21 protein-coding genes and 1 tRNA gene are annotated in these 20,824 nt (G+C 33.6%); 12 read left to right on the forward strand and 10 right to left on the reverse strand.

What is annotated here, in order from left to right:
- Positions 1 to 18 precede the first annotated feature (18 nt).
- The 3 genes from SJY30_RS06445 to SJY30_RS06455 all read left to right on the forward strand — a co-directional run bounded on the left by SJY30_RS06445 (position 19) and on the right by SJY30_RS06455 (position 1,867).
- Positions 19 to 429, forward strand: coding sequence for a 6-pyruvoyl trahydropterin synthase family protein (locus SJY30_RS06445; RefSeq protein ID WP_396634755.1), 411 nt, complete (start codon positions 19 to 21; stop codon positions 427 to 429).
- Positions 392 to 1,093 (forward strand): GTP cyclohydrolase I FolE, encoded by a 702-nt coding sequence (gene folE / locus SJY30_RS06450; RefSeq protein ID WP_396634756.1) that lies wholly within the window; start codon positions 392 to 394, stop codon positions 1,091 to 1,093. The genes SJY30_RS06445 and folE overlap by 38 nt, the downstream gene beginning before the upstream one ends.
- 252 nt (positions 1,094 to 1,345) lie before the next feature.
- Entirely contained in the window at positions 1,346 to 1,867 is a 522-nt protein-coding gene (locus tag SJY30_RS06455; RefSeq protein ID WP_396634757.1) for a glutathione peroxidase, read from the forward strand.
- A 109-nt stretch (positions 1,868 to 1,976) separates the two neighbouring features.
- Here SJY30_RS06455 and SJY30_RS06460 read toward each other — a convergent pair whose 3' ends face one another.
- Together SJY30_RS06460 and SJY30_RS06465 are read right to left on the reverse strand one after the other, a co-directional pair.
- Complete coding sequence (locus tag SJY30_RS06460) at positions 1,977 to 3,449, reverse strand: deoxyribodipyrimidine photo-lyase/cryptochrome family protein (RefSeq protein WP_396634758.1); 1,473 nt, start codon at positions 3,447 to 3,449, stop codon at positions 1,977 to 1,979.
- Between the two features lie 242 nt (positions 3,450 to 3,691).
- A tRNA-Ser gene (locus tag SJY30_RS06465) sits at positions 3,692 to 3,776 on the reverse strand.
- Positions 3,777 to 3,931: 155 nt separating this feature from the next.
- Between SJY30_RS06465 and SJY30_RS06470 the strand changes: the two genes are divergently transcribed.
- From SJY30_RS06470 to SJY30_RS06490, 5 genes are all read left to right on the forward strand, one after another.
- Positions 3,932 to 4,942, forward strand: a complete 1,011-nt coding sequence (locus tag SJY30_RS06470) for a glycosyltransferase family 2 protein (protein WP_396634759.1) — start codon at positions 3,932 to 3,934, stop codon at positions 4,940 to 4,942.
- Positions 4,943 to 5,025: 83 nt separating this feature from the next.
- Positions 5,026 to 6,942, forward strand: a complete 1,917-nt coding sequence (locus tag SJY30_RS06475) for a BatA domain-containing protein (protein WP_396634760.1) — start codon at positions 5,026 to 5,028, stop codon at positions 6,940 to 6,942.
- 26 nt (positions 6,943 to 6,968) lie between these two features.
- Positions 6,969 to 8,228 carry a dihydroorotase family protein gene (locus SJY30_RS06480; RefSeq protein WP_396634761.1) on the forward strand — a complete coding sequence of 420 codons (1,260 nt, stop codon included), beginning with the start codon at positions 6,969 to 6,971 and terminating at the stop codon, positions 8,226 to 8,228.
- Position 8,229: 1 nt separating this feature from the next.
- Positions 8,230 to 8,559 (forward strand): hypothetical protein, encoded by a 330-nt coding sequence (locus tag SJY30_RS06485; protein WP_396634762.1) that lies wholly within the window; start codon positions 8,230 to 8,232, stop codon positions 8,557 to 8,559.
- Positions 8,560 to 8,563: 4 nt separating this feature from the next.
- Positions 8,564 to 9,223, forward strand: a complete 660-nt coding sequence (locus SJY30_RS06490; RefSeq protein WP_396634763.1) for an alpha/beta hydrolase — start codon at positions 8,564 to 8,566, stop codon at positions 9,221 to 9,223.
- Here the strand turns inward: SJY30_RS06490 and SJY30_RS06495 are convergent.
- Together SJY30_RS06495 and SJY30_RS06500 are read right to left on the reverse strand one after the other, a co-directional pair.
- Positions 9,220 to 9,714: a hydrolase gene (locus SJY30_RS06495; RefSeq protein WP_396634764.1), complete on the reverse strand. Its 495-nt coding sequence runs from the start codon at positions 9,712 to 9,714 to the stop codon at positions 9,220 to 9,222. The genes SJY30_RS06490 and SJY30_RS06495 overlap by 4 nt on opposite strands.
- A gap of 2 nt (positions 9,715 to 9,716) precedes the next feature.
- Complete coding sequence (locus SJY30_RS06500; protein ID WP_396634765.1) at positions 9,717 to 10,493, reverse strand: MBL fold metallo-hydrolase; 777 nt, start codon at positions 10,491 to 10,493, stop codon at positions 9,717 to 9,719.
- Between the two features lie 170 nt (positions 10,494 to 10,663).
- Between SJY30_RS06500 and SJY30_RS06505 the strand changes: the two genes are divergently transcribed.
- Positions 10,664 to 12,118, forward strand: a complete 1,455-nt coding sequence (locus SJY30_RS06505) for a TonB-dependent receptor (protein WP_396634766.1) — start codon at positions 10,664 to 10,666, stop codon at positions 12,116 to 12,118.
- Between the two features lie 77 nt (positions 12,119 to 12,195).
- Here the strand turns inward: SJY30_RS06505 and bcp are convergent, their stop codons facing one another.
- On the reverse strand, positions 12,196 to 12,648 hold the full coding sequence (bcp, locus tag SJY30_RS06510) for a thioredoxin-dependent thiol peroxidase (RefSeq protein ID WP_396634767.1): 453 nt from the start codon (positions 12,646 to 12,648) through the stop codon (positions 12,196 to 12,198).
- 55 nt (positions 12,649 to 12,703) lie between these two features.
- Between bcp and nth the strand changes: the two genes are divergently transcribed.
- Positions 12,704 to 13,366, forward strand: a complete 663-nt coding sequence (gene nth / locus SJY30_RS06515) for an endonuclease III domain-containing protein (protein WP_396634768.1) — start codon at positions 12,704 to 12,706, stop codon at positions 13,364 to 13,366.
- A 15-nt stretch (positions 13,367 to 13,381) separates the two neighbouring features.
- On the opposite strand, the gene SJY30_RS06520 is transcribed toward nth, so the two are convergent.
- From SJY30_RS06520 to SJY30_RS06535, 4 genes are all read right to left on the reverse strand, one after another.
- Positions 13,382 to 13,525, reverse strand: a complete 144-nt coding sequence (locus SJY30_RS06520) for a hypothetical protein (protein WP_396634769.1) — start codon at positions 13,523 to 13,525, stop codon at positions 13,382 to 13,384.
- A gap of 72 nt (positions 13,526 to 13,597) precedes the next feature.
- Complete coding sequence (locus SJY30_RS06525; protein ID WP_396634770.1) at positions 13,598 to 14,179, reverse strand: RNA polymerase sigma factor; 582 nt, start codon at positions 14,177 to 14,179, stop codon at positions 13,598 to 13,600.
- A gap of 404 nt (positions 14,180 to 14,583) precedes the next feature.
- Positions 14,584 to 14,727 (reverse strand): hypothetical protein, encoded by a 144-nt coding sequence (locus SJY30_RS06530; RefSeq protein WP_396634771.1) that lies wholly within the window; start codon positions 14,725 to 14,727, stop codon positions 14,584 to 14,586.
- Positions 14,728 to 14,800: 73 nt separating this feature from the next.
- On the reverse strand, positions 14,801 to 15,382 hold the full coding sequence (locus tag SJY30_RS06535) for an RNA polymerase sigma factor (protein ID WP_036153731.1): 582 nt from the start codon (positions 15,380 to 15,382) through the stop codon (positions 14,801 to 14,803).
- 243 nt (positions 15,383 to 15,625) lie between these two features.
- Between SJY30_RS06535 and uvrA the strand changes: the two genes are divergently transcribed.
- Both uvrA and SJY30_RS06545 read left to right on the forward strand, forming a co-directional pair.
- Positions 15,626 to 18,406: an excinuclease ABC subunit UvrA gene (gene uvrA, locus SJY30_RS06540; RefSeq protein WP_396634772.1), complete on the forward strand. Its 2,781-nt coding sequence runs from the start codon at positions 15,626 to 15,628 to the stop codon at positions 18,404 to 18,406.
- A gap of 163 nt (positions 18,407 to 18,569) precedes the next feature.
- Complete coding sequence (locus SJY30_RS06545) at positions 18,570 to 19,772, forward strand: hypothetical protein (protein WP_396634773.1); 1,203 nt, start codon at positions 18,570 to 18,572, stop codon at positions 19,770 to 19,772.
- A 67-nt stretch (positions 19,773 to 19,839) separates the two neighbouring features.
- On the opposite strand, the gene SJY30_RS06550 is transcribed toward SJY30_RS06545, so the two are convergent.
- Positions 19,840 to 20,712 carry an RluA family pseudouridine synthase gene (locus SJY30_RS06550; RefSeq protein WP_396634774.1) on the reverse strand — a complete coding sequence of 291 codons (873 nt, stop codon included), beginning with the start codon at positions 20,710 to 20,712 and terminating at the stop codon, positions 19,840 to 19,842.
- Positions 20,713 to 20,824 lie beyond the last annotated feature (112 nt).

A 20,824-nucleotide genomic window follows, 5' to 3' on the forward strand; every position in this document is an offset into this window, starting at 1 on the left:
CAAACGTCTTTTTAGAAAATGAATAAACTAGCCTTAGTAAGGTGTGAGCACTTTAATGCAGCACATAGATTGCACAATTTAAATTGGAGCGATGAGAAAAATAAAAGAGTCTTCGGTAAATGTAACAACCCAAATTATCACGGTCATAACTACGAACTTGAAGTTAAAGTAATTGGGTTTTGTGATAAAGAAACTGGTTACGTAATAGATACCAAGATTTTATCAGATTTGATCGAAGAAAAAATTTTAAACCGATTTGACCATAAAAATCTGAACCTAGATACTGACGAATTCAAAACTCTTAACCCTACAGTAGAAAATATAGCCATAGTTATATACGATATATTGAAAACTGAGATTGACCCGAATTTAGATTTAAAGATTAAACTATATGAAACACCAAGAAATTATGTTGAATACCCTTATTAAAACAAACAATTTAAACGGATTTTCAGAAGACGAAATAGGTGATGATCATATTTACACAGGTCTGGAAACCCCAATGAAAGCAGATGCTTTTGAAATATCAGATGAAGAAAAGAAAGAAAAAATAGCAGCATTATTTTCACAAATTATGGATGTAATGGGGCTGGATCTAAACGATGATTCTCTTAGGGGAACACCTAATCGAGTAGCTAAAATGTACATCGATGAAATTTTTTCTGGATTAAACCCTGCCAACAAGCCCAAAGTTGCATTATTTGACAATAAATATCAGTACAACCAAATGCTGGTTGAAAAAAACATCACCTTCTATTCCAACTGCGAGCACCACTTTGTACCTATAATAGGAAAAGCACATATAGCCTATGTATCTTCTGGTAAAGTAATTGGGCTCTCAAAACTTAATAGAATTGTTCAATATTACGCTAAAAGACCACAAGTACAAGAGAGACTAACAAATCAAATAGCTGGTGAACTGTCTAAGATTTTAGAAACTGAAAATATAGCCGTCATTATAGATGCCAAGCATTTGTGCGTGTCTTCTCGTGGTATAAAAGATGACACTTCTGCTACGGTAACTGCATTTTATGGAGGTATATTCAATGAACCTAATAAAATAGCGGAATTACAAAACTATTTAAATCAGTAAACCACTGCAAAATCATTTTTTAAATTAAATGTGCAACAATAGCAAAACACATTAGTAATGCATATGGTTTAGACACCTAAATCTTACCATTTACAACATTGCATTTCAGTGATATTCGCTTTATTATAAAATATATTTTTTATTAAATGAAATGAAAATAATAAAATAATTAATTAGCCTTGACCACCAGAAATAACACACTTATATATTGATTACCATAAAAAAAGCGAGACAGATTTTTAACAATTTCCTATGAAAAAAATTGAAAAAGCTAAAACAGCTTCCATTTATAAAAATACGATTACCAAAACTTCTATTTATGATATAAAAATTAATTCACTTGAAGGTAAACCTATTGATCTTTCGAAATTAAAAGGCAATCATATTCTATTTGTAAACGTAGCCTCAGAATGCGGCTTTACCGATCAATATAAAGATTTGCAAAAATTAAGCAATACTTATCAAAATTTGACTGTTATTGGCGTTCCTTGCAATCAATTTGGGGGTCAAGAACCAGGAGATAGCTCGCAAATAAAAGCATTCTGCGAACGTAATTATGGAGTTGATTTTTTACTTACTGAAAAAATCGATGTAAAGGGTAGCCATCAACATCCATTATATCAATGGTTAACAAATAAAGAATTTAATGGTAAAACAAATTCTACGGTAAGGTGGAACTTTCAAAAATACTTGATAAACAAAGAGGGAAACTTAATTGATTTTTTCTATTCTATAACAAAACCGCTAAATGCAAAAATAATTAAGCATTTGTAATTTTTGCCGTTTGTTAAGCAAGTAGCAATAAGTAGTTGTATTGTAATTAGATTTAAAAAATAGGTTTAGAATATATCTATGATAATGAGATGATTACATAGCAAAATCATTAGCGCATATCATTCTGGGTGTCATTAACATGAGTTTTTAATAATCCATATTTTTCCTTTTGCACAGCAGGATGATTCTTATGCGCCCATATCTTCTCTCTTGCAACCCTCGCACTCTCTTGTAAATCCACTATTGGAAATGGGTAATCTTTACCTATTATAACTTCACAAAAAGATTGCTCCAAAACGGTCATTTTCCAAGGTTCATGAATATGGGCCGTAGGAACATTATTAAGTTCTGGAATCCACTTTTTTATAAAAACACCATCTGGATCATGCTCTTGAGAATTCTTAACCGGATTATATAACCGTACTGTATTAATACCCGTAGTACCTGCTTGCATTTGAAATTGAGGGTAATGTATGCCGGGCTCATAATCTAAAAACAGTCTGGCTAAATGGTAGGTACCTTCTCTCCAGTCTTGGTCTAGATTAAAAGTCAAAAATGAAACTAGCATAGCCCTCATTCGAAAATTAATCCAGCCAGTATCGGTTACTGCACGCATACAAGCATCGACTAACAGAAAACCCGTTACGCCCAACTTCCATGCTTTAATAAATGCATCATTTTTTTCATGAGTTAACAATTCATACCCTTTATTAATACATTGCGTTTCGTAACTACAGTCTACTTCAAATTTTTGAATGAAGTGACAATGCCAAAATAGTCTGGTCAGCATAGCAGAAAAAGCCTTGTCATTCTTTGTTCCGTTGGGGTGTGTACCTACAAACTGAAATACCTGTTTTAGCCTAATATTACCCCATGCCAGGTATGGTGACAATCTGCTACACCCTTTTCTACTCTCCGTCGGTTTCGAAATATGTTTTTGATAATTAGCACCTCTACTTAAAGCAAAAGAACTTAAATATCTCAGTGCATTTTGTTCACCAGCCGGTTGAAAATTACTATTTACTTTTTCTAAATTACTTTTAAAATCTTGTGGTAACTGAAACGGATGACTCAATGGTTTTAAATTAGAAACCGAATAATTGTTTCTTATTATAGGTTCATGCATTTTTAAGTGCCATAGTTTACTCCAGTCTTGCCTATTTTTTATCCCCCTAATAATACCGTCTCGCTGAAACTCTTTCCACGTAATGTTATATGCATTACAAATTTCTTTTACCTTCTTATCTCTTGACCATGTCAATTTTATTCCGCTTTCGCGATAACTATAAATTGTATCTATTTCAAAATTTGCATTTAAATATTTTAGAATATCTTCCATTTCTCCATAAAAGAGAGATACATTTCTATTGTATGGTTTTAAGATGATATTTAAAGCCAAGACAGAATTATATATAAATTGTAAATGCCTAAGACTTGTATCTGGGTACTTAATTAAAGATGGTTCAAATAAGTAAATTATAAGATAAGGAAAACCTGCTTTTTCTGCGTTGAACAAAGGTTCATGATCTTGAGAACGTAGATCTCGTTTTAACCATAGAATGTTCAATTTCTTTATGCGCAAAATTTATTCTAATATAAATAGTTTAACAAGCAGTAAATTATGTAAGCATACGTTAAATTAATGCTTTTAGATAGTTTTTCACTATCAAATTTATTTCAAAAAAACTATACTTATTAGCGCAAAACATTAAAATACGTAGATACCATTTTAATTTATAAAATATGTTCTGCAGCAGCGTGTCTACAATAATACGGTAAAAAGAAAAAGCTCAATATCAAAAAGATATTGAGCTTTGCTCTAAGCGGAGAAAGAGGGATTCGAACCCCCGGAGGTGTGACCCTCAACAGTTTTCAAGACTGCCGCATTCGACCACTCTGCCATTTCTCCTGAGTGCCTCATCAGGTATTCCCTGAATGCGGGTGCAAATATATAAAGGTTTTCTTATCTAATAAAGCCTTTTCTTATTTATTTTTCATCTCTGTGATTTCAAAACTTTTTCAAAGAAATGAAAAGGTTGAATTTCAGTTATTTATTACCTTGCCATGATGACAAAACCGCTTGTAAGTATCCTTATTCCTTTTAAAAATGTTGATGAATATTTTGAAGAATGTTTAAAATCCATCCAAAATCAGACCTACAATATCTGGGAGGTTATTGCCGTCAACGATAATTCAAGCGATGATAGTTTAGCAATTGCCAAAACTTTTGCAGCCAATGATGCTCGATTTAAAATATATTCAAATGAAGAATCCGGCATTATAACGGCACTTAGAAAAGCATACGCACATAGTAGTGGCAACTCTATAACAAGAATGGATGCTGATGATCACATGAGCCCAGAACGAATAGAAGTCATGGTCAATTCTCTGGTACAACAAGGAAAAGGAAGTCTAGCTGTAGGAAAGGTAAAATATTTTTCAAAAGCAGGAGTAAATGACGGTTACGACCGATATGAGAAGTGGTTGAACAAATTAACAGCTACCGGTGATAATTTTAAAGAAATATATAAGGAATGTGTAATACCCTCCCCTTGTTGGATGGTACATAAAGAAAATTTTGAAGCTAGCGATGCTTTTAATCCTAATCGTTATCCTGAAGATTATGACCTTGCCTTCCGTTTCTATGAAATAGGCTTAAAGTGCATACCCTGCACCACTACCCTACATTATTGGCGAGATTACAACAACAGAACATCGCGAACCAGCGAGCACTACGCACAAAATTATTTCTTGGATATTAAGTTGCACTACTTCTTAAAATTGGAATACAAAACAATAGACAATCTAGTGGTATGGGGCGCTGGTAAAAAAGGAAAAAAGATTGCCAATCTGCTTGTAGAGAAAAATATTCCTTTTCAATGGGTCTGTGATAATGAAAAGAAAATTGGGAAAGATATTTACGGTATCCGCCTGACCCACTTCTCTAACTTAAAAGAATCAAAAAATTCCAAAACCATTATTACCGTTGCTAACGAAGATGACCAAAATATGATTAAATCGTTTTTTAAAGAATTGGAACAAAAGCCATCGGTAGATTATTTCTTCTTTTGCTGATGATAGACGAACAAAAATATTAGTTGATTTCTCACAAGCTTCTAATTTCAAAATAATTATCTTTGCTATAATCAAAATTAGGAATGCAATTTAAATATCCAGAACTTCTTTGGGGTCTTTTACTACTACTCATTCCTATACTAATTCACCTATTTCAATTACGCAGATTTAAGAAAACACCGTTTACTAATGTAAAGTTCTTAAAACAAGTAGTTTCTGAATCTAGAAAAAGCAGCACTTTAAAAAAATGGTTACTGTTATTTATCAGAATGGGCTTACTAGCTGCATTAGTTTTTGCATTTGCCCAACCATTTATGGCTAATGACAATGCCCTACAAGAAAAGGAAAACGTTTTTTATATAGATGATTCTTTTAGCATGAACGGGCAAATTGACAATGGTAGCCTATTTAAAAATATCATTCAAGATTTTATAACCAACATACCTTCTGATCAACGTTTTACATTATTCACCAATAAACAGGTATATAAAGATGTTGATATAAAAGATATTCAAAACGACCTTCTGAATCTCTCCGTAGATTCAGAGCAATTAGGTATTTCTGAAATTATTCTAAAAGGAAAAACCTATTTCAGTGATAATACCGCTTCTCAAAAAAACTTGGTGCTTATATCAGATTTTCAACAACGTATGGGCAATTTAACCAATGTAGATTCACCCAGCACCATCAACGTGCAGTATATAAAACCTGGTAATACAATCATCAGCAATACGGCTATAGATACGGTTTTTATAGCGGAGCGCAATAATGATAACATAGAGGTAGTAGCACAATTAACTACTAATTCTGAAGAAAAGACCATACCTGTGTCTTTATTTAATGATGCTAAACTAATAGCAAAAACAGGCGCTAATTTTGATCAAAACAAAAAAGCGGATGTACGCTTTACAATAAATGCAAAAGACATTGTCTTGGGTAAGGTAACCATTATGGATACGGGGTTGAATTATGACAATCAATTCTTCTTCAACATTGACGAAAAATCGAAAATTAAGGTATTGGTAATTGGCAATACCTCTGCCGATTATTTAAAGCGGATATATACCGATGAAGATTTTAGCTTTACCACTAGCACGTTAGCGCAATTAAATTATAGCACTATTGAAAATCAAGATTTAGTAGTTCTAAACGAAATATCAAAATTACCAAGCTCTCTTATTACCGCGTTGAAATCTTTAAATACCAACGGAGGTAGTTTTGCATTCATACCTGCTACAAAAGGCGATATTAACTCTTACAATCAATTATCTAGTGCTTATGATGCAACTAGGTTCTCTACTGAAATAGCACAAGAAATACCCATCGCCGTTGTAAAAACTGCACACCCGTTATTTAAGAATGTTTTCGATAAAAAAGTAACGGATTTTCAGTTCCCCAATGTTCAAGAACGCTTTAGAATTAGTACAAAAGCTCCGGTGGCATTGTCTTATCAGAATAATGAACCCTTTTTAGTAGGGTCTAAAAACGCCTATTTCTTTACTGCGGCTTTAAGTAGTGATAATTCAAATTTCAAGAATTCGCCCTTAATTGTTCCTGCTTTTTACAATATGGGTATGAATAGTTTAAAACTTCCACCATTATATGCAAGTATTGGTAGCAAAACGGAAATAGAATTACCCCTTACTTTGCAACAAGATGATATCATTAAAATAGTTAATGACAATAATGAGTTTATTCCTCAGCAACGGGTATTACCTAAAAAGGTTCAGGTTAATCTTATAGAAAACCCCAAAGAAGCCGGTATCTATAAAATTATACATAATGACAAAACGATAAGACACATTAGCTTTAATAATGACAGAAAAGAGAGCGAATTATTATATACTGCGCTCCCAGAAAATAACAGTAATACATCAGTATCAAATTTCTTTTTAGAAAGTCAAAAAGACAATGCCATTAACGAGTTTTGGAAATGGTTTGCTATTTTAGCACTGGCTTTTGTTTTAATAGAAACGGTACTGCAAAGATTCTTAAAATAACCTATTAACAAACCACCCATAAACCTATGAATATACTTCTAAAATCAGTGACTATAGTAAATGGGAGTACTAAGAGCCTTCATTTAAAAAAGAGGGATATTCTTATTAAAAATGGCGTTATAGATGCTATTGAGACTACTATTGAGCCTACCGGTAAAACAAAAGTTATAGCCATAAAGGATTTACATGTTTCAATTGGTTGGTTTGATAGCGGAGTTAGTTTCGGAGAGCCTGGTTATGAAGAAAGAGAAACTATTGAAAACGGATTACTAACTGCCGCAAAAAGCGGATTTACAGATGTTATTTTAAATACGAGTAGTAACCCAACACCAGATTCCGCATCAGATATTGTATACTTAAAAAATGCCGCCAAGAATCAATTAACAAGGGTACACCCTCTAGGGAATTTGACCGTAAAAGGTGAAGGTGAAGTACTGGCAGAGCTTTACGACATGAAAAATGCCGGCGCCTCGGGCTTTTACGATTATAAACATCCAATGGCAAATGCCAACCTTTTAAAAATCGCCCTTCAATATGCTCAAAATTTTGACGGAATGGTATTTTCTTTTCCGTTGGATAAAAGTATATCGGGAAAAGGAATTGTCAACGAAGGTGTTACCAGCACAAAATTAGGCTTGAAAGGAATTCCTGCTCTGGCGGAAGAATTACAGATTGCACGAGATTTGTTTGTTTTGGAATATACGGGAGGAAAATTATTTATACCTACCATTTCTACAGCAAATTCAGTGAAACTTATAGCCGACGCCAAGAAAAAAGGATTACAGGTGTTTTGTAGTGTAACAGCTCACAACCTTGTTATTAACGATAGTGCCTTAGAAAATTTTGACACACAATTTAAAGTAATGCCACCACTGAGAACGGCAGCAGATATAAAAGCATTGCAAAAAGGAGTAAAAAATGGAACTATAGATTTTGTGACATCTGATCACACTCCTTTAAATATAGAACTAAAGCATGTAGAATTTGACAATGCTGATTTTGGAACAATAGGACTAGAAAGCATATTCGGTATGCTAAATGAACTTTTTGATATTGAACAGACCATTGCCTTGCTAACCAAAGGGCGTTCTGTTTTTGGAATGACAGAGCCACAGCTAGAAGTTGGACAAGAAGCAAACCTTTCGCTTTTTACTACAGATGACACTTATGAATTTTCACAAGATCAGATCTTTAGCTCCAGTAAAAACTCCATCGCAATTGGCAAGCAAATGAAAGGAAAAGTAGTAGGCGCCATTGCAAATAACCAATTAGTTTTAAATAAGTAACATGGAGAAATCTCCCGAAATACCTGGAAGAACTACGGCAATAGTTGCCTATTTAACCATCGTTGGGGCAATAATTGCCCTATCTATGAATAACGAACCACAATATCGTTTTGCAAGAATACATACCCGTCAAGCATTTGGTCTACACTTAATGTTTCATGGCTTTGCTATATTTTCTAGTGTATGGTTCAACCAATATGCGCTTTATGGCTTATACCTGTGCTACATTGTACTTTGGGTATATGGCTTTATCGGTGCATTAAGCAACAAAGAACAAATTGTGCCTATTGTAGGTCCGTATTTTCAAAAATGGTTCACTTTTATTAAATAACACAATGACGACAGCTCCCCTATCTTTAGAACACATTATTAAACCATCTAGTCTTACAGACAAAAAACCACCAGTTTTATTTATGCTACATGGTTATGGTAGTAATGAAGAAGATTTATTTTCCTTTGCACCAGAATTACCAGAAGAACTATGCATTATTGCTGTTCGCGCTCCTTATATTTTACAACCTTATGGTTATGCGTGGTATGCCATTAATTTTGATGACGAAAAAGGAAAATGGAGCGATGATGACCAAGCTATAGCATCGCGTGATAAAATCAAGACCTTTATAGAAGAGGCTTGTTCTACATACGGCTTGGATGAAAACAATGTAAACCTTTTAGGCTTCAGTCAAGGTACAATTCTTAGCTATGCCGTTGCATTATCATATCCTGAAAAAGTAAAAAATATAATTGCTTTAAGCGGATACATCAACGAATCCATTCTAGTAGATTCTTATAAGGAAAACAACTTTGACAACCTTAATTTCTACAGTTCTCATGGAGATATGGACCAAGTGATACCCGTAGATTGGGCAAGAAAGGCACCAGAGCTTTTAAAGAACTTGGGTATTAAACATGTATATGAAGAATTTCCTGCAGGGCATGGTGTTGCACCACAGAATTTCTACGCTCTTAAAAAGTGGATTTCGAATAAAATCTAATTACTACGCGTATACAATAAATGATCTACCAAGGTAAAGTCTACCCCAAGATCATCTTTTAGTTCGTACTTGATCAATAGTTCTCCCCAATATTTTCCATCCGAGAAATCGGTAAGAATCCATTTGTGGTTTAGAACCTTAATTTTATTGATTTTAAAATCGCTCTGCATTCCCTCGTAAGGCACTAGTGGGTTATCCCCTTTTTGCGCATTGGTTTCCAATAATTTATCGGCAACGTAACCAGCCGGGTCTTGTAAGTCTAAATGCTCAAAATAAGCTAAGGCATCATCATTATTTTCTAATGAAAAATACTGCATATCAAGTACTTTCAAAGAAGATTTCTGGACAGAGTCTTTTAAAGTTTCAACCTTACTTTCTAGCCTTGTAATTGTTTCTGCATTTGCTTTGGTCATATTACCACTGCTCACCACCAGGTATAGACATATTAATGATACAAATAGAAATAAGTAAAGGTATATTTTGCTCTTCATAATTAAATAGTGATTGTTAAATTATCGTAGGCCAAATGTACATTATTCGGCAATATTTTTTCTACCTCGTCATGAAAACCAAGTAGGTGACTAATATGCGTTAGATATGCTTTTTCAGGATTTACCTTTTTTATAAAATCGAGCGCTTCTTCTAAATTAAAATGAGAAATATGAGGCTCTATTCGCAATGCACTGACTACAATAACTTTAGAACCTTTAATTTTCTCTATTTCTTCTGGCATCACCGTCTTCACATCAGTTAAATATGTAAAATCTCCTATTCTATAGCCAAACACCTGCAATTTATTATGCAATACAATTATAGGATTTACCATGCTATCACCAATTTGAAAAGGCTCATTATTATTGACTAAATTTATATCTACCGCTGGTGCACCAGGATATTTGTTTTTTTCTTGAAATATATAGTCAAATCTTTTTTTCAATGATTTCACCACCCTGCTATGTGCATAAATGGGTATATTACCTTGCCTAAAAAAAAAGGGACGTATATCATCTAAGCCGGCAGTGTGATCAGAATGCTCATGAGTATATAAAATACCATCTAAGTGACGAACATTTTGAGTTAACATCTGCTGACGAAAATCAGGACCACAATCAATGACATAATTGTAATCATTCCAAGAAAGCAAAACAGACACCCGTAGCCTTTTATCCTTTTGGTTATCACTCAAACACACCGGATGCGTACTGCCAATAATGGGAATTCCTTGAGAAGTTCCCGTACCTAAAAAAGTAACACGTAAATTGTTAGTCATGTATTACAAATTTAATTCCTTTTTAATAAAATTGGTTAATGAAAATTATAAGATCACCGTATTTCATAGGGATTAAAAACAATAACCGAAAGTTAGTCCAATTTTTTACTCCTATTGCCCAATGTAACAACCATTCTTTATAACTTTGTTAAAAGTTAAACAGGTAAAAAATGGCATCGGTATTAAAAAAAGATAGTGTTTTTGAGAATATTCCCTCTATTAAAGCAAAAACCCTACGTATAAATCTAAATCCGGATATATACGGAACTTTCGCCGAAATTGGCGCCGGACAAGAAACCGCACGTCACTTCTTTAGATCAGGTGGCGCTTCTGGTACCATTGCAAAAGCAATGAGCGCTTATGATAAAGATTTTAGTGATGCCATTTATGGTGTTGAATCTGACGGACGCTATGTAACCCAAGCAAGATTAAAGACCATGTTGCATTATGAAATGCAATTGATGGAAGAGCGTATTAGTCGCGAAAACCATCCGGAGCGTTTGTTCTTTTCATATGCCAATACAGTAGCGACCATAGATTTTTCTAAAAGATACAAAGGTCACGGCTGGGTAGGTATTCGCTACCAACTAGACCCTAATCAAAAAGAATATGATGAAATTATTCTTCATATTCGTTTTAAGCAGAACGAGGCAAGATTACAACAAGAAACATTGGGTATTCTTGGGGTAAACTTAATTTATGGTGCTTTTTACAAGTATCATAAGCCTAAGAAAATGTTGAAATATCTATATGATCATATAGATAAGGATACGTTAGAGATTGATATGATCAACTTCTCTGGACCAAACTTTAAAGAGGTCGACAACCGTTTAATGAGCTTACAACTTATTAAGAATGACATGACAGATGCTGTAATGTTCGGTCCTGACGGAAATAACCTATTACCTGCAGCTGTACTTTACAAAAAGAACATATTGGCATTACGTGGTAGTTTTAGACCCGTTACCAAAGTGAATTTAGATATGTTCGAAAAGTCTTATGACATTTTCATTCGTGATAAAGGTGTTGATCAAAACAATACCATCGTTATTTTTGAAATAACACTATCTAACCTTAAAGCATCCGGTGAAATCGATGAGCAAGATTTCATGGACAGGGCTGAATTACTTTGTTCTTTAGGCCACTCTGTAATGATTTCTAAATTCCAAGAATATTACAAATTGGTAGAGTACTTTAATAACTATACCAAAAATAGAATTGGTTTAACCATGGGTGTAAATAACCTAGTAGACATATTCGATGAAAAATACTACCGTCATTTAAGTGGTGGTATATTAGAGGCATTCGGTAAATTATTCTTTAAAGATTTACAGGTGTATCTATACCCAATGAAAAATGCCGATACCGGTCAGATCATGACCAGTAATAATGTTAAAGTTCACCCACGTATGAAAGAGTTGTATAAATTCTTTAAGTACAACGGCAAAGTAATGGACATTATAGATTACGAACCAGAGGTAATGCACATATTCTCTAGGGATGTTCTAAAAAAATTAATGAACAACGACGAAGGTTGGGAACAAATGTTACCAGAAGGTATTGCTGAAATCATTAAGCAAAAACAATTATTCACTAGAAAAACAGAGGGTCAAGAAGCAAAATAAACATTTGATTTATAATATATAAGAAACAAAAAACGCCCATTTAAAATGGGCGTTTTTTTTATTTAATTAACTAAATATCAATATAATAGCTGCGCTGCATGATCTTTAGTTTTTACTTTATCAATTACTTTTGTAACTATACCTTCACCATCTACCACGAAGGTTTTTCTATGAATACCATCATACTCACGACCCATAAATTTCTTTAAGCCCCAGACACCAAATGCATTGATGACAGTGTGATCTTCATCTGCCAATAAAGGAAAAGGAAACTCATATTTGTTCCTGAAATTCGTTTGTCTTTTTTCAGAATCGGCACTTACCCCTAAAAGTTCATAGCCTTGTGATTGTAATTCAGCATAATTATCCCTTAAATTGCAAGCTTCTGCCGTACAACCTGGTGTGCTAGCTTTTGGATAGAAAAATACGATTAGTTTTTTTCCCTTGTAATCCGATAAATTCACAGTATTGCCATCTTGATCCTTTGCAGAAAATGATGGTACTTTATCACCAACTTTTAATGTATTCATCTATGATATTTTTTAAATTTGTGTTTAAATATTTACAAACAAAATTAAACAATTAATGACAAAAGCCGAAAAAATAGCTTTTACAATTTCTACTCTTAAAGAGTTGTATCCAGAAATTCCTGTGCCATTGGATCATAAAGATCCGTATACTTTATTAATTGCCGTTTTAATGTCTGCTCAGAGTACAGACGTTAGGGTAAATAAAATTACCCCCCTCCTATTTGCAAAGGCAGACAACCCTTATGACATGATTAAATTAAGTATTGATGAAATCAGGGAAATCATAAAACCAGTAGGCCTTTCACCAATGAAAGCCAAAGGAATTCATGGTTTATCACAAATTTTAATTGATAAACATAATGGTGAAGTACCACAAGAGTTAGCATACTTAGAAGAATTACCAGCTGTAGGTCATAAAACCGCAAGTGTTGTTATTTCACAAGCTTTTGGTATACCGGCTTTTCCCGTAGATACCCATATTCATAGATTATTATACAGATGGGGATTTACGAACGGAAAAAATGTGGTGCAAACAGAAAAAGATGCAAAACGTTTGTTTCCTAAAGAAATTTGGAACGATCTTCATTTGCAAATTATCTGGTATGGAAGAGAATATTCACCTGCAAGAGGCTGGGATTTGGAAAAAGATATAATTACGAAAACAATTGGGAGAAAAACGGTACTTAACGACTACTATAAAAAGAAAAAAAACCGCTAAAAGCGGTTTTTTTTATTAATTCAAAAATACTTCGAATTCTAAATCTTCGTGTTCAAATTCATAGAGGGCTTGTGAATAGCTCAATAAGAAGTTGATTGTCTTCGGACAAACTTTGTTAAATCCGGTCTGTTCTTGGTAATCTGAGTAAATTTTTTCCATACTTCCTACGTTGTTACAATAAAATAACGCAGCAAATTTGGAAATATTGTTTATTGTATTTTCTACTCCGAATTAATTGGTTAGAACGATGTTGTTTTTTTCAATGATTTTTCTAAGATTAATTAAAGCATAACGCATTCTACCAAGAGCAGTATTAATGCTAACACCAGTGTTTTCAGAGATTTCTTTGAAACTCATATCTTTATAGATACGCATTAAAAGAACTTCTTTTTGATCATCTGGCAACTCTTCAACCAATTGTCTTAAATCAGTATCGATTTGATTTTTTATTAATTGTTTTTCGGCATTCAACTTATCATCACCTATTACAGAGAAGATATTAAAGTCATCGCTACCTTCAAACATTGGCATTCTTTTGTTTCTTCTAAAGTGATCGATAATAAGGTTATGAGAAATTCTCATTACCCAAGGTAAAAATTTACCTTCTTCACTATACTTACCTCTTTTTAAAGTTTTAATAACCTTAATAAAGGTATCTTGAAAAATGTCTTCTGTGATATCCCTATCTAAAACCTTAGAATAGATAAAACTAGTAATACGTTGGTTGTGTCTGTTAATTAAAACTTCAAGAGCACCTTCGTTACCGTTGATGTAATCTTTAACTAATTCTGAGTCTTCAATTTGTAGTTTCATACGAGTTACTTTCTTTAATTGGTTAAGATTGGGTTAATCCTTTTAGTTAATTGGTTTGTTTTTTATTTCTGATATAAAACTAGAGAAAAGGGGGGCTGTAGGAAAAAGTATGTTGTCAAAACACGTATTTATGATGTGAAATATCGAAAAAGTATATTTCTATACAATAAATTTAATTTCAGATAGTTCGGCCGAGAAATGTAGGAAAGACAAAAATGAGCTAAAAGCCCTTTATTATTAGCCCTGCATTACTATACCTATATATAAGGTAAGACAGAAAAGCTTGTTTCCCTACAAGAAAAAAAGTGCTTTACAGCAGCAAAATACAGTGATAAACCAATTTTAGACATAAAAAAAGACCCTTAGGGTATACCTAAGGGTCTATATATATTTGTAAGAATTTATTAGTTCAAGTTACTCTCAAACTGCAATCCGTCTACTTCTGTTATTTTTAAAGATTTAGAATAAGCGAGTAAAAACTCAATTGTTTCTGGCTTAGCTGTAATTACTTTGGTCTTATTCTGGTCTTTCGTGTATATTTTTTCCATGCTACGTGTATTTAGGTTCATCTAAAGAACGACACATTGATGAAGATAGTAGATCCACTCGACCTAAGACCTATTAATTCGTTAAAACTATATTATTGGCCTCTACTAACTTTCTAAGGTTAATTAAAGCGTATCGCATTCTACCCAATGCGGTGTTAATACTAACACCTGTATTATCAGAAATTTCTTTGAAGCTCATATCCTTATATATACGCATCTCTAAAACTTCTTGCTGATCCTCAGGTAATTCTTTAATCATTCTAAGTAAATCAGAATCGATCTGTTCTTTGATCAATTGTTTTTCGGCATTCAATTTATCGTCACCAAGTAATGAAAATATATTATAGCTTTCTTTACTATTATACATTGGCATTCTATTGTGCTTTCTAAAATGATCGATAACAAGGTTATGTGCAATTCGCATTACCCAAGGTAAAAATTTACCTTCTTCATTATATGCACCTCTTTTAAGGGTACGTATAACTTTCATGAATGTGTCTTGAAAAATATCTTCGGTCAGTTCGCGGTCACCTACTTTAGAATAGATAAAACCGGTAAGGCGAGAGTTATGACGATTAATTAAAGCTTCTATAGCTCTTTCGTCTCCTTGAATGTACTGTTTTACTAATTGGGAATCTTCAACTTGTACTACCATAACGTTACTTGTAGGGTTAAAAAGCAGCCCCAAATTCATAATGAACAAGGGTCTAATGGTTAAATTCTAACTTTTAAAAGTAATGTTGCGTTATAGGCTAATTGAATTTTTATGAATCTCAAAGATATAAAAAAATAAATAGTCTTATAAAAATGTGAAAAAATCTTCTTCTATTTTTAGATAACCGGCATTTTTTAGTTCAGAAAAAAGTCAAAGCGTATCTTTGTAATCTTAGAAATTTGTATGCCTACACTCGCCGAAGTAAATCCGAAAGAAAACATTATTATCAAGGGAGCAAAACTGCACAACCTTAAAGATATTGATGTTGTTATACCTAGAAACAAACTTGTTGTAATAACAGGCTTATCTGGTTCTGGTAAATCAAGTTTAGCTTTTGACACCCTATATGCCGAAGGTCAAAGACGTTATGTAGAAAGTCTTTCTTCTTATGCTAGGCAGTTCTTAGGTAAGCTAGACAAGCCAAAAGTAGATTATATAAAAGGTATAGCCCCAGCAATTGCAATTGAGCAAAAGGTAAACTCTACCAACCCAAGATCTACAGTAGGTACCACTACTGAAATATATGATTATATAAAACTATTGTATGCACGTATTGGCAAGACCTTTTCTCCTATTTCTGGTAATGAGGTAAAAAAACATACTGTTACAGATGTAGTAAACCATGTAAAGAAGTATGAAGAGGGGACAAAACTTTTGCTTTTGGCGCCTGTAACTATTCGTGAAGATAGAGATGCATTAAAATCCTTAGAGTTATTTTCTAAACAAGGTTATGCGCGTATAAAGTATAATGATAAGGTACTACGTATAGACCAAGCTCCTGAAGATATTGGTAAAAAGTTCGATTTGGTAATCGATAGAATCATCACCAAAGATGATGAAGACTTTCATAACAGATTGGCAAATGCCATAGATACAGCCTTTTTTGAAGGTAAGGGCGAATGTATGATCGAAGAATTGGCAGATGGAAAACAAACACCTTTCAGCAATAAGTTTGAATTGGACGGTATGACGTTTTTAGAACCTAACGTTCATCTTTTCAGTTTCAATAATCCGTATGGTGCTTGTCCTAAATGTGAAGGATATGGAGATGTCATTGGTATAGATGAAGATTTAGTAGTTCCAAATACGGCTTTATCTGTTTATGAAAATGCAATTTTTCCATGGCGAGGGGAAAGCATGGGTTTTTATCGAGATCAATTGGTAAATTCTGCTTATAAATATGACTTCCCTATTCACAAACCTTGGTTTGAACTTACTGAAGATCAAAGACAATTAGTATGGGATGGCAATGCCCATTTTATAGGTCTGCATAAGTTCTTCGGAATGTTAGAAGAGAAAAGCTATAAAATACAGAATAGGGTGATGCTTTCTAGATATAGAGGAAAAACCAAATGTAATGTCTGTAACGGAAAACGATTAAGAAAAGAAACCGATTATGTAAAAGTTGGCGGCGCTTCAATTTCTTCATTAGTAGGTTTATCAATTGAAAAGTTAATTGTCTTCTTTAATGAGCTACAACTAAATGAAAGTGAAGCTACCATTGCGAAGCGACTTTTAGTAGAAATAAACACAAGATTAGGATTTTTAGATAAAGTAGGATTGAACTACTTGACCATAAATAGAAAATCGAACACCTTATCCGGTGGGGAAAGTCAGCGTATAAACTTAGCTACATCATTGGGTAGTAGCTTGGTGGGCTCTATGTATATATTAGATGAACCTAGTATTGGCTTACACCCTAGAGATACAGAAAATCTTATTGACGTATTAATATCATTACGAAACTTAGGCAATACGGTAATTGTTGTGGAGCATGATGAAGATATTATGAAAGCGGCAGATATGGTTATAGATATAGGTCCTGAAGCTGGTACTCACGGTGGTGAGGTTGTTGCACAAGGAACCTTAAAAGAAATACTTAAATCAAAATCGCTTACCGCACAGTATTTAAATGGTAAGATGGAGATCAAAGTACCAAAAGAAAGAAGAACATCTAAAAATCATATTACTATAAAAGGTGTAAGAGAACATAACCTTAAAAATATTAATGTCACTTTTCCATTAGATATGTTGACCGTGGTTACGGGAGTATCCGGCAGTGGTAAAAGTACTTTGGTGAAAAAGTTGCTGTATCCTATTATATTAAAAGAGACAGGTGGCTATGGAGAGAAAGCTGGTCAGCACACATCGGTAGAGGGCAAATTCAACCATATTAAACATGTGGAGTTTGTTGATCAAAACCCTATTGGTAGATCTTCACGCTCCAACCCGGTTACCTATATAAAGGCATATGATGATATTAGACATTTATATGCCAATCAGAAACTAAGTAAAATAAGAAATTACCAAGCAAAACATTTTTCGTTCAATGTTGATGGTGGTCGTTGTGAAAAATGTAAAGGTGAAGGCGAGATAACTGTAGAAATGCAGTTTATGGCAGATGTTCACTTGGAATGTGAAACTTGTGGTGGCAAAAGATTCAAAAAAGAAGTTCTAGAAGTAACATTCAACAATGCCAACATAGATGATGTTCTTAATATGACCATTGATGATGCCATTCAGTTTTTTGAAACTGGGGAGCAAACTAGAATTGTCACCAAGCTAAAACCATTGCAAGATGTTGGCTTAGGCTATGTAACTTTGGGACAATCTTCCTCTACCCTATCCGGCGGTGAAGCGCAACGTATTAAATTGGCATCTTTCTTAATTAAAGGAAGCACAAAAGACAAGGCACTGTTCATTTTTGATGAACCAACAACCGGATTGCACTTTCATGATATTCAAAAATTATTGAAGTCTTTCAATGCTCTTATTAAAAAAGGACATTCAATTGTAGTAATCGAACATAATATAGATTTAATAAAATGTGCCGATTACATTATTGACCTTGGACCAGGTGGTGGAGAAAATGGGGGGCAATTATTAGCAGAAGGTACTCCAGAAGAGGTTATAAAAAGCAAAAAATCATATACGGGGAGCTACTTAAAAGAAAAATTAACTTAGTTTCTAATACTTCAAAAGATTAATAAATAATATTTAAACCTTTGATTATCAATACGATAATTAAAGGTTTCTTTTTTTGGCACGCTGTTTGCTTACTACTAAGAGAATGTGAATAATTACATTTAGAACAACTGCCTAAGGGGCAGATTTAAAACCTTATATTATGAAGAAATTAGTACTACTTTTTACAGCGATGATTTTTAGCACCACAGGTGTTTTCGCTACAGGTATTAGCGAAGATAAGGTTGCAACCAGCAATTCTTATAGATACGACAACTCATTTATTTTTATAGAAAACGGAATTACATTTTCTGTTTACCCAGATGGTGAATTTGATTTCTATATAGAGAACCAGGTTATAGGAAGAAAAAACGGAGTAACATTTAATTCTGGTTATGATTATAGTCCGTTTGCTCAATATGATGATTACGGTGCGGTAATACAAGTTGAAAATGTACCTATTTATTATGACTATTACGGTCGTGTAAGTCAGATTGGTGATGTAGATATCAATTATAGAAATAACCGTGTACGTAGTGTTGGTCAAATGAACGTATTCTATAACAACCGTGGTTTTTATGATTACCATACTGGTTATATCAACATATATAATAGAAACTATGTATACCGTCCATTTCACAGATGGTTCGTAAGACCTGCAGTAGGATTTAGCTTTGTGTATAATAGCCCTTACAGAAGATATTATACCCCTGTAAGATATTCTTACTATAGCCCTTACAGAAACAACTTTAGAAGAGCTTATGTTCATGTAGGTAAACAATATAGATACAATAAGGTTAGAAACAATAGAGCCAAAGTCTATAGAAATGACAAGCGAGTTGCGGTAAGAAACAACAACTATAGAAGTAATAGAACCGTTGCTAAAAGAGATAATGGTTTAAGAACGAACAGAACGTTGGCATCTAATAATACCAAAAGAGCTAACAAAAGTTCAAATATAAATAGATCGACTACTGTAAGACGTAGCAATGCGAATAGCGGTAGAACAACACAAAATAGAACAGTTACAAGAAGTACCAATAACGGTACGGTTAAAAGAAGTAACAGATCTGCTGTGCGTACTTCGCCAAACAGAACGGTTACCAAGAGAGAAGTAAGCCGTACACCAAGAAGTAATACCGTAAAAAGAAGTACTACGTATAAAAAACCGGTTAGCAGAAGTGCAAACACTAGAACTGCAACAAATACCAGAACACAACGTAGTACTGTATCTAGAAAAGCGACCAGTAGTCCGTCTAGAAGTACGGTAAGCAGAAGTTCTAGTTCAAGATCTGTGAGTAAAGCTCCTGCTAGAAGCTCAAGTTCAAGAACAAGTTCAGCGACTAGAAGTATCAGAAGATATTAAAAAAAGTTTTTAGGTTGGTTAGTTGTTAAGCGCCGTAGTGATTTTATTCACTGCGGCGCTTTTTCTCTTATAGCCTAATATTTGTTGTAAATAATTTTGTGAATTTTTTAGGCAGATCAGTTTTTAAATGTATTTCTTCATCGGTCATAGGATGCTTAAAACGAAGTGACCTTGCATGCAGGTACAACCCCTTACCCTTCAACTGCAGTCCATCTAAAAAATAATCGGCATCACCTAAAATCGGGCTTCCGATAGCAAATAGATGTTTGCGCAATTGATGCCTTCTACCCGTATGCGGACTCAACCTAACCAAATTTAAAAACGAAAAGCGTTTAGAAACAACGGTTTCTATAACCTCAAAAGAAGACTTTGCAGGCTTATTATCTATTTCAAAGGTAATAGTACCACTGTTTTTCATTTTGCCAATAGTAACCGCAAAATATTCCTTTTTAATATTCTTATTTTCAAATAACTGATTCAGTTTAGTAATAACACTACTTGTCTTACCTACTAAAAGTAAACCTGTTGTGGCATAATCTAAACGATGCACCGGTTGAGGTGCAACAGCGTCATCGGCAGGACTCTTTTGTAAATTTTGAGGAAGTGCATTGGCTACGGTCTTAAATCCGTTGCCGCTTACCAATATTCCTGCAGTTTTATTGATAATTGCCAAATACTCATCTTCATAAACCACATCAAGTTTTAACACGAGTCTTGTCTTTACTTTGTTTTCTGATGGATACTTATAAATTATTTTCTCTCCGCCAATTATCATGGTCGCAGTAGACGCAACAATACCATCAACCAAAACCAATTCTTTTCTAATAGCTTTCTTTAAAGCAGATTTCGTTGATATACGCTGAAAAACTCCAACCCCATATTCTTGTAATCGCAATGCATTTACATTCTCAGGTACAATATGTGTTTCTTTTAGATACATAATAATGCGTCAAAGTTAAATAGGTTTTACCTGATATTTAAATGAATCATTTTCGGACTACTAAAAAATTGAAGTGAGTTAATGAACCTGAATATATAAGATTAATTTTCAA

This window comes from Maribacter sp. R86514 (genome assembly GCF_044597005.1).
Lineage (GTDB): Bacteria > Bacteroidota > Bacteroidia > Flavobacteriales > Flavobacteriaceae > Maribacter.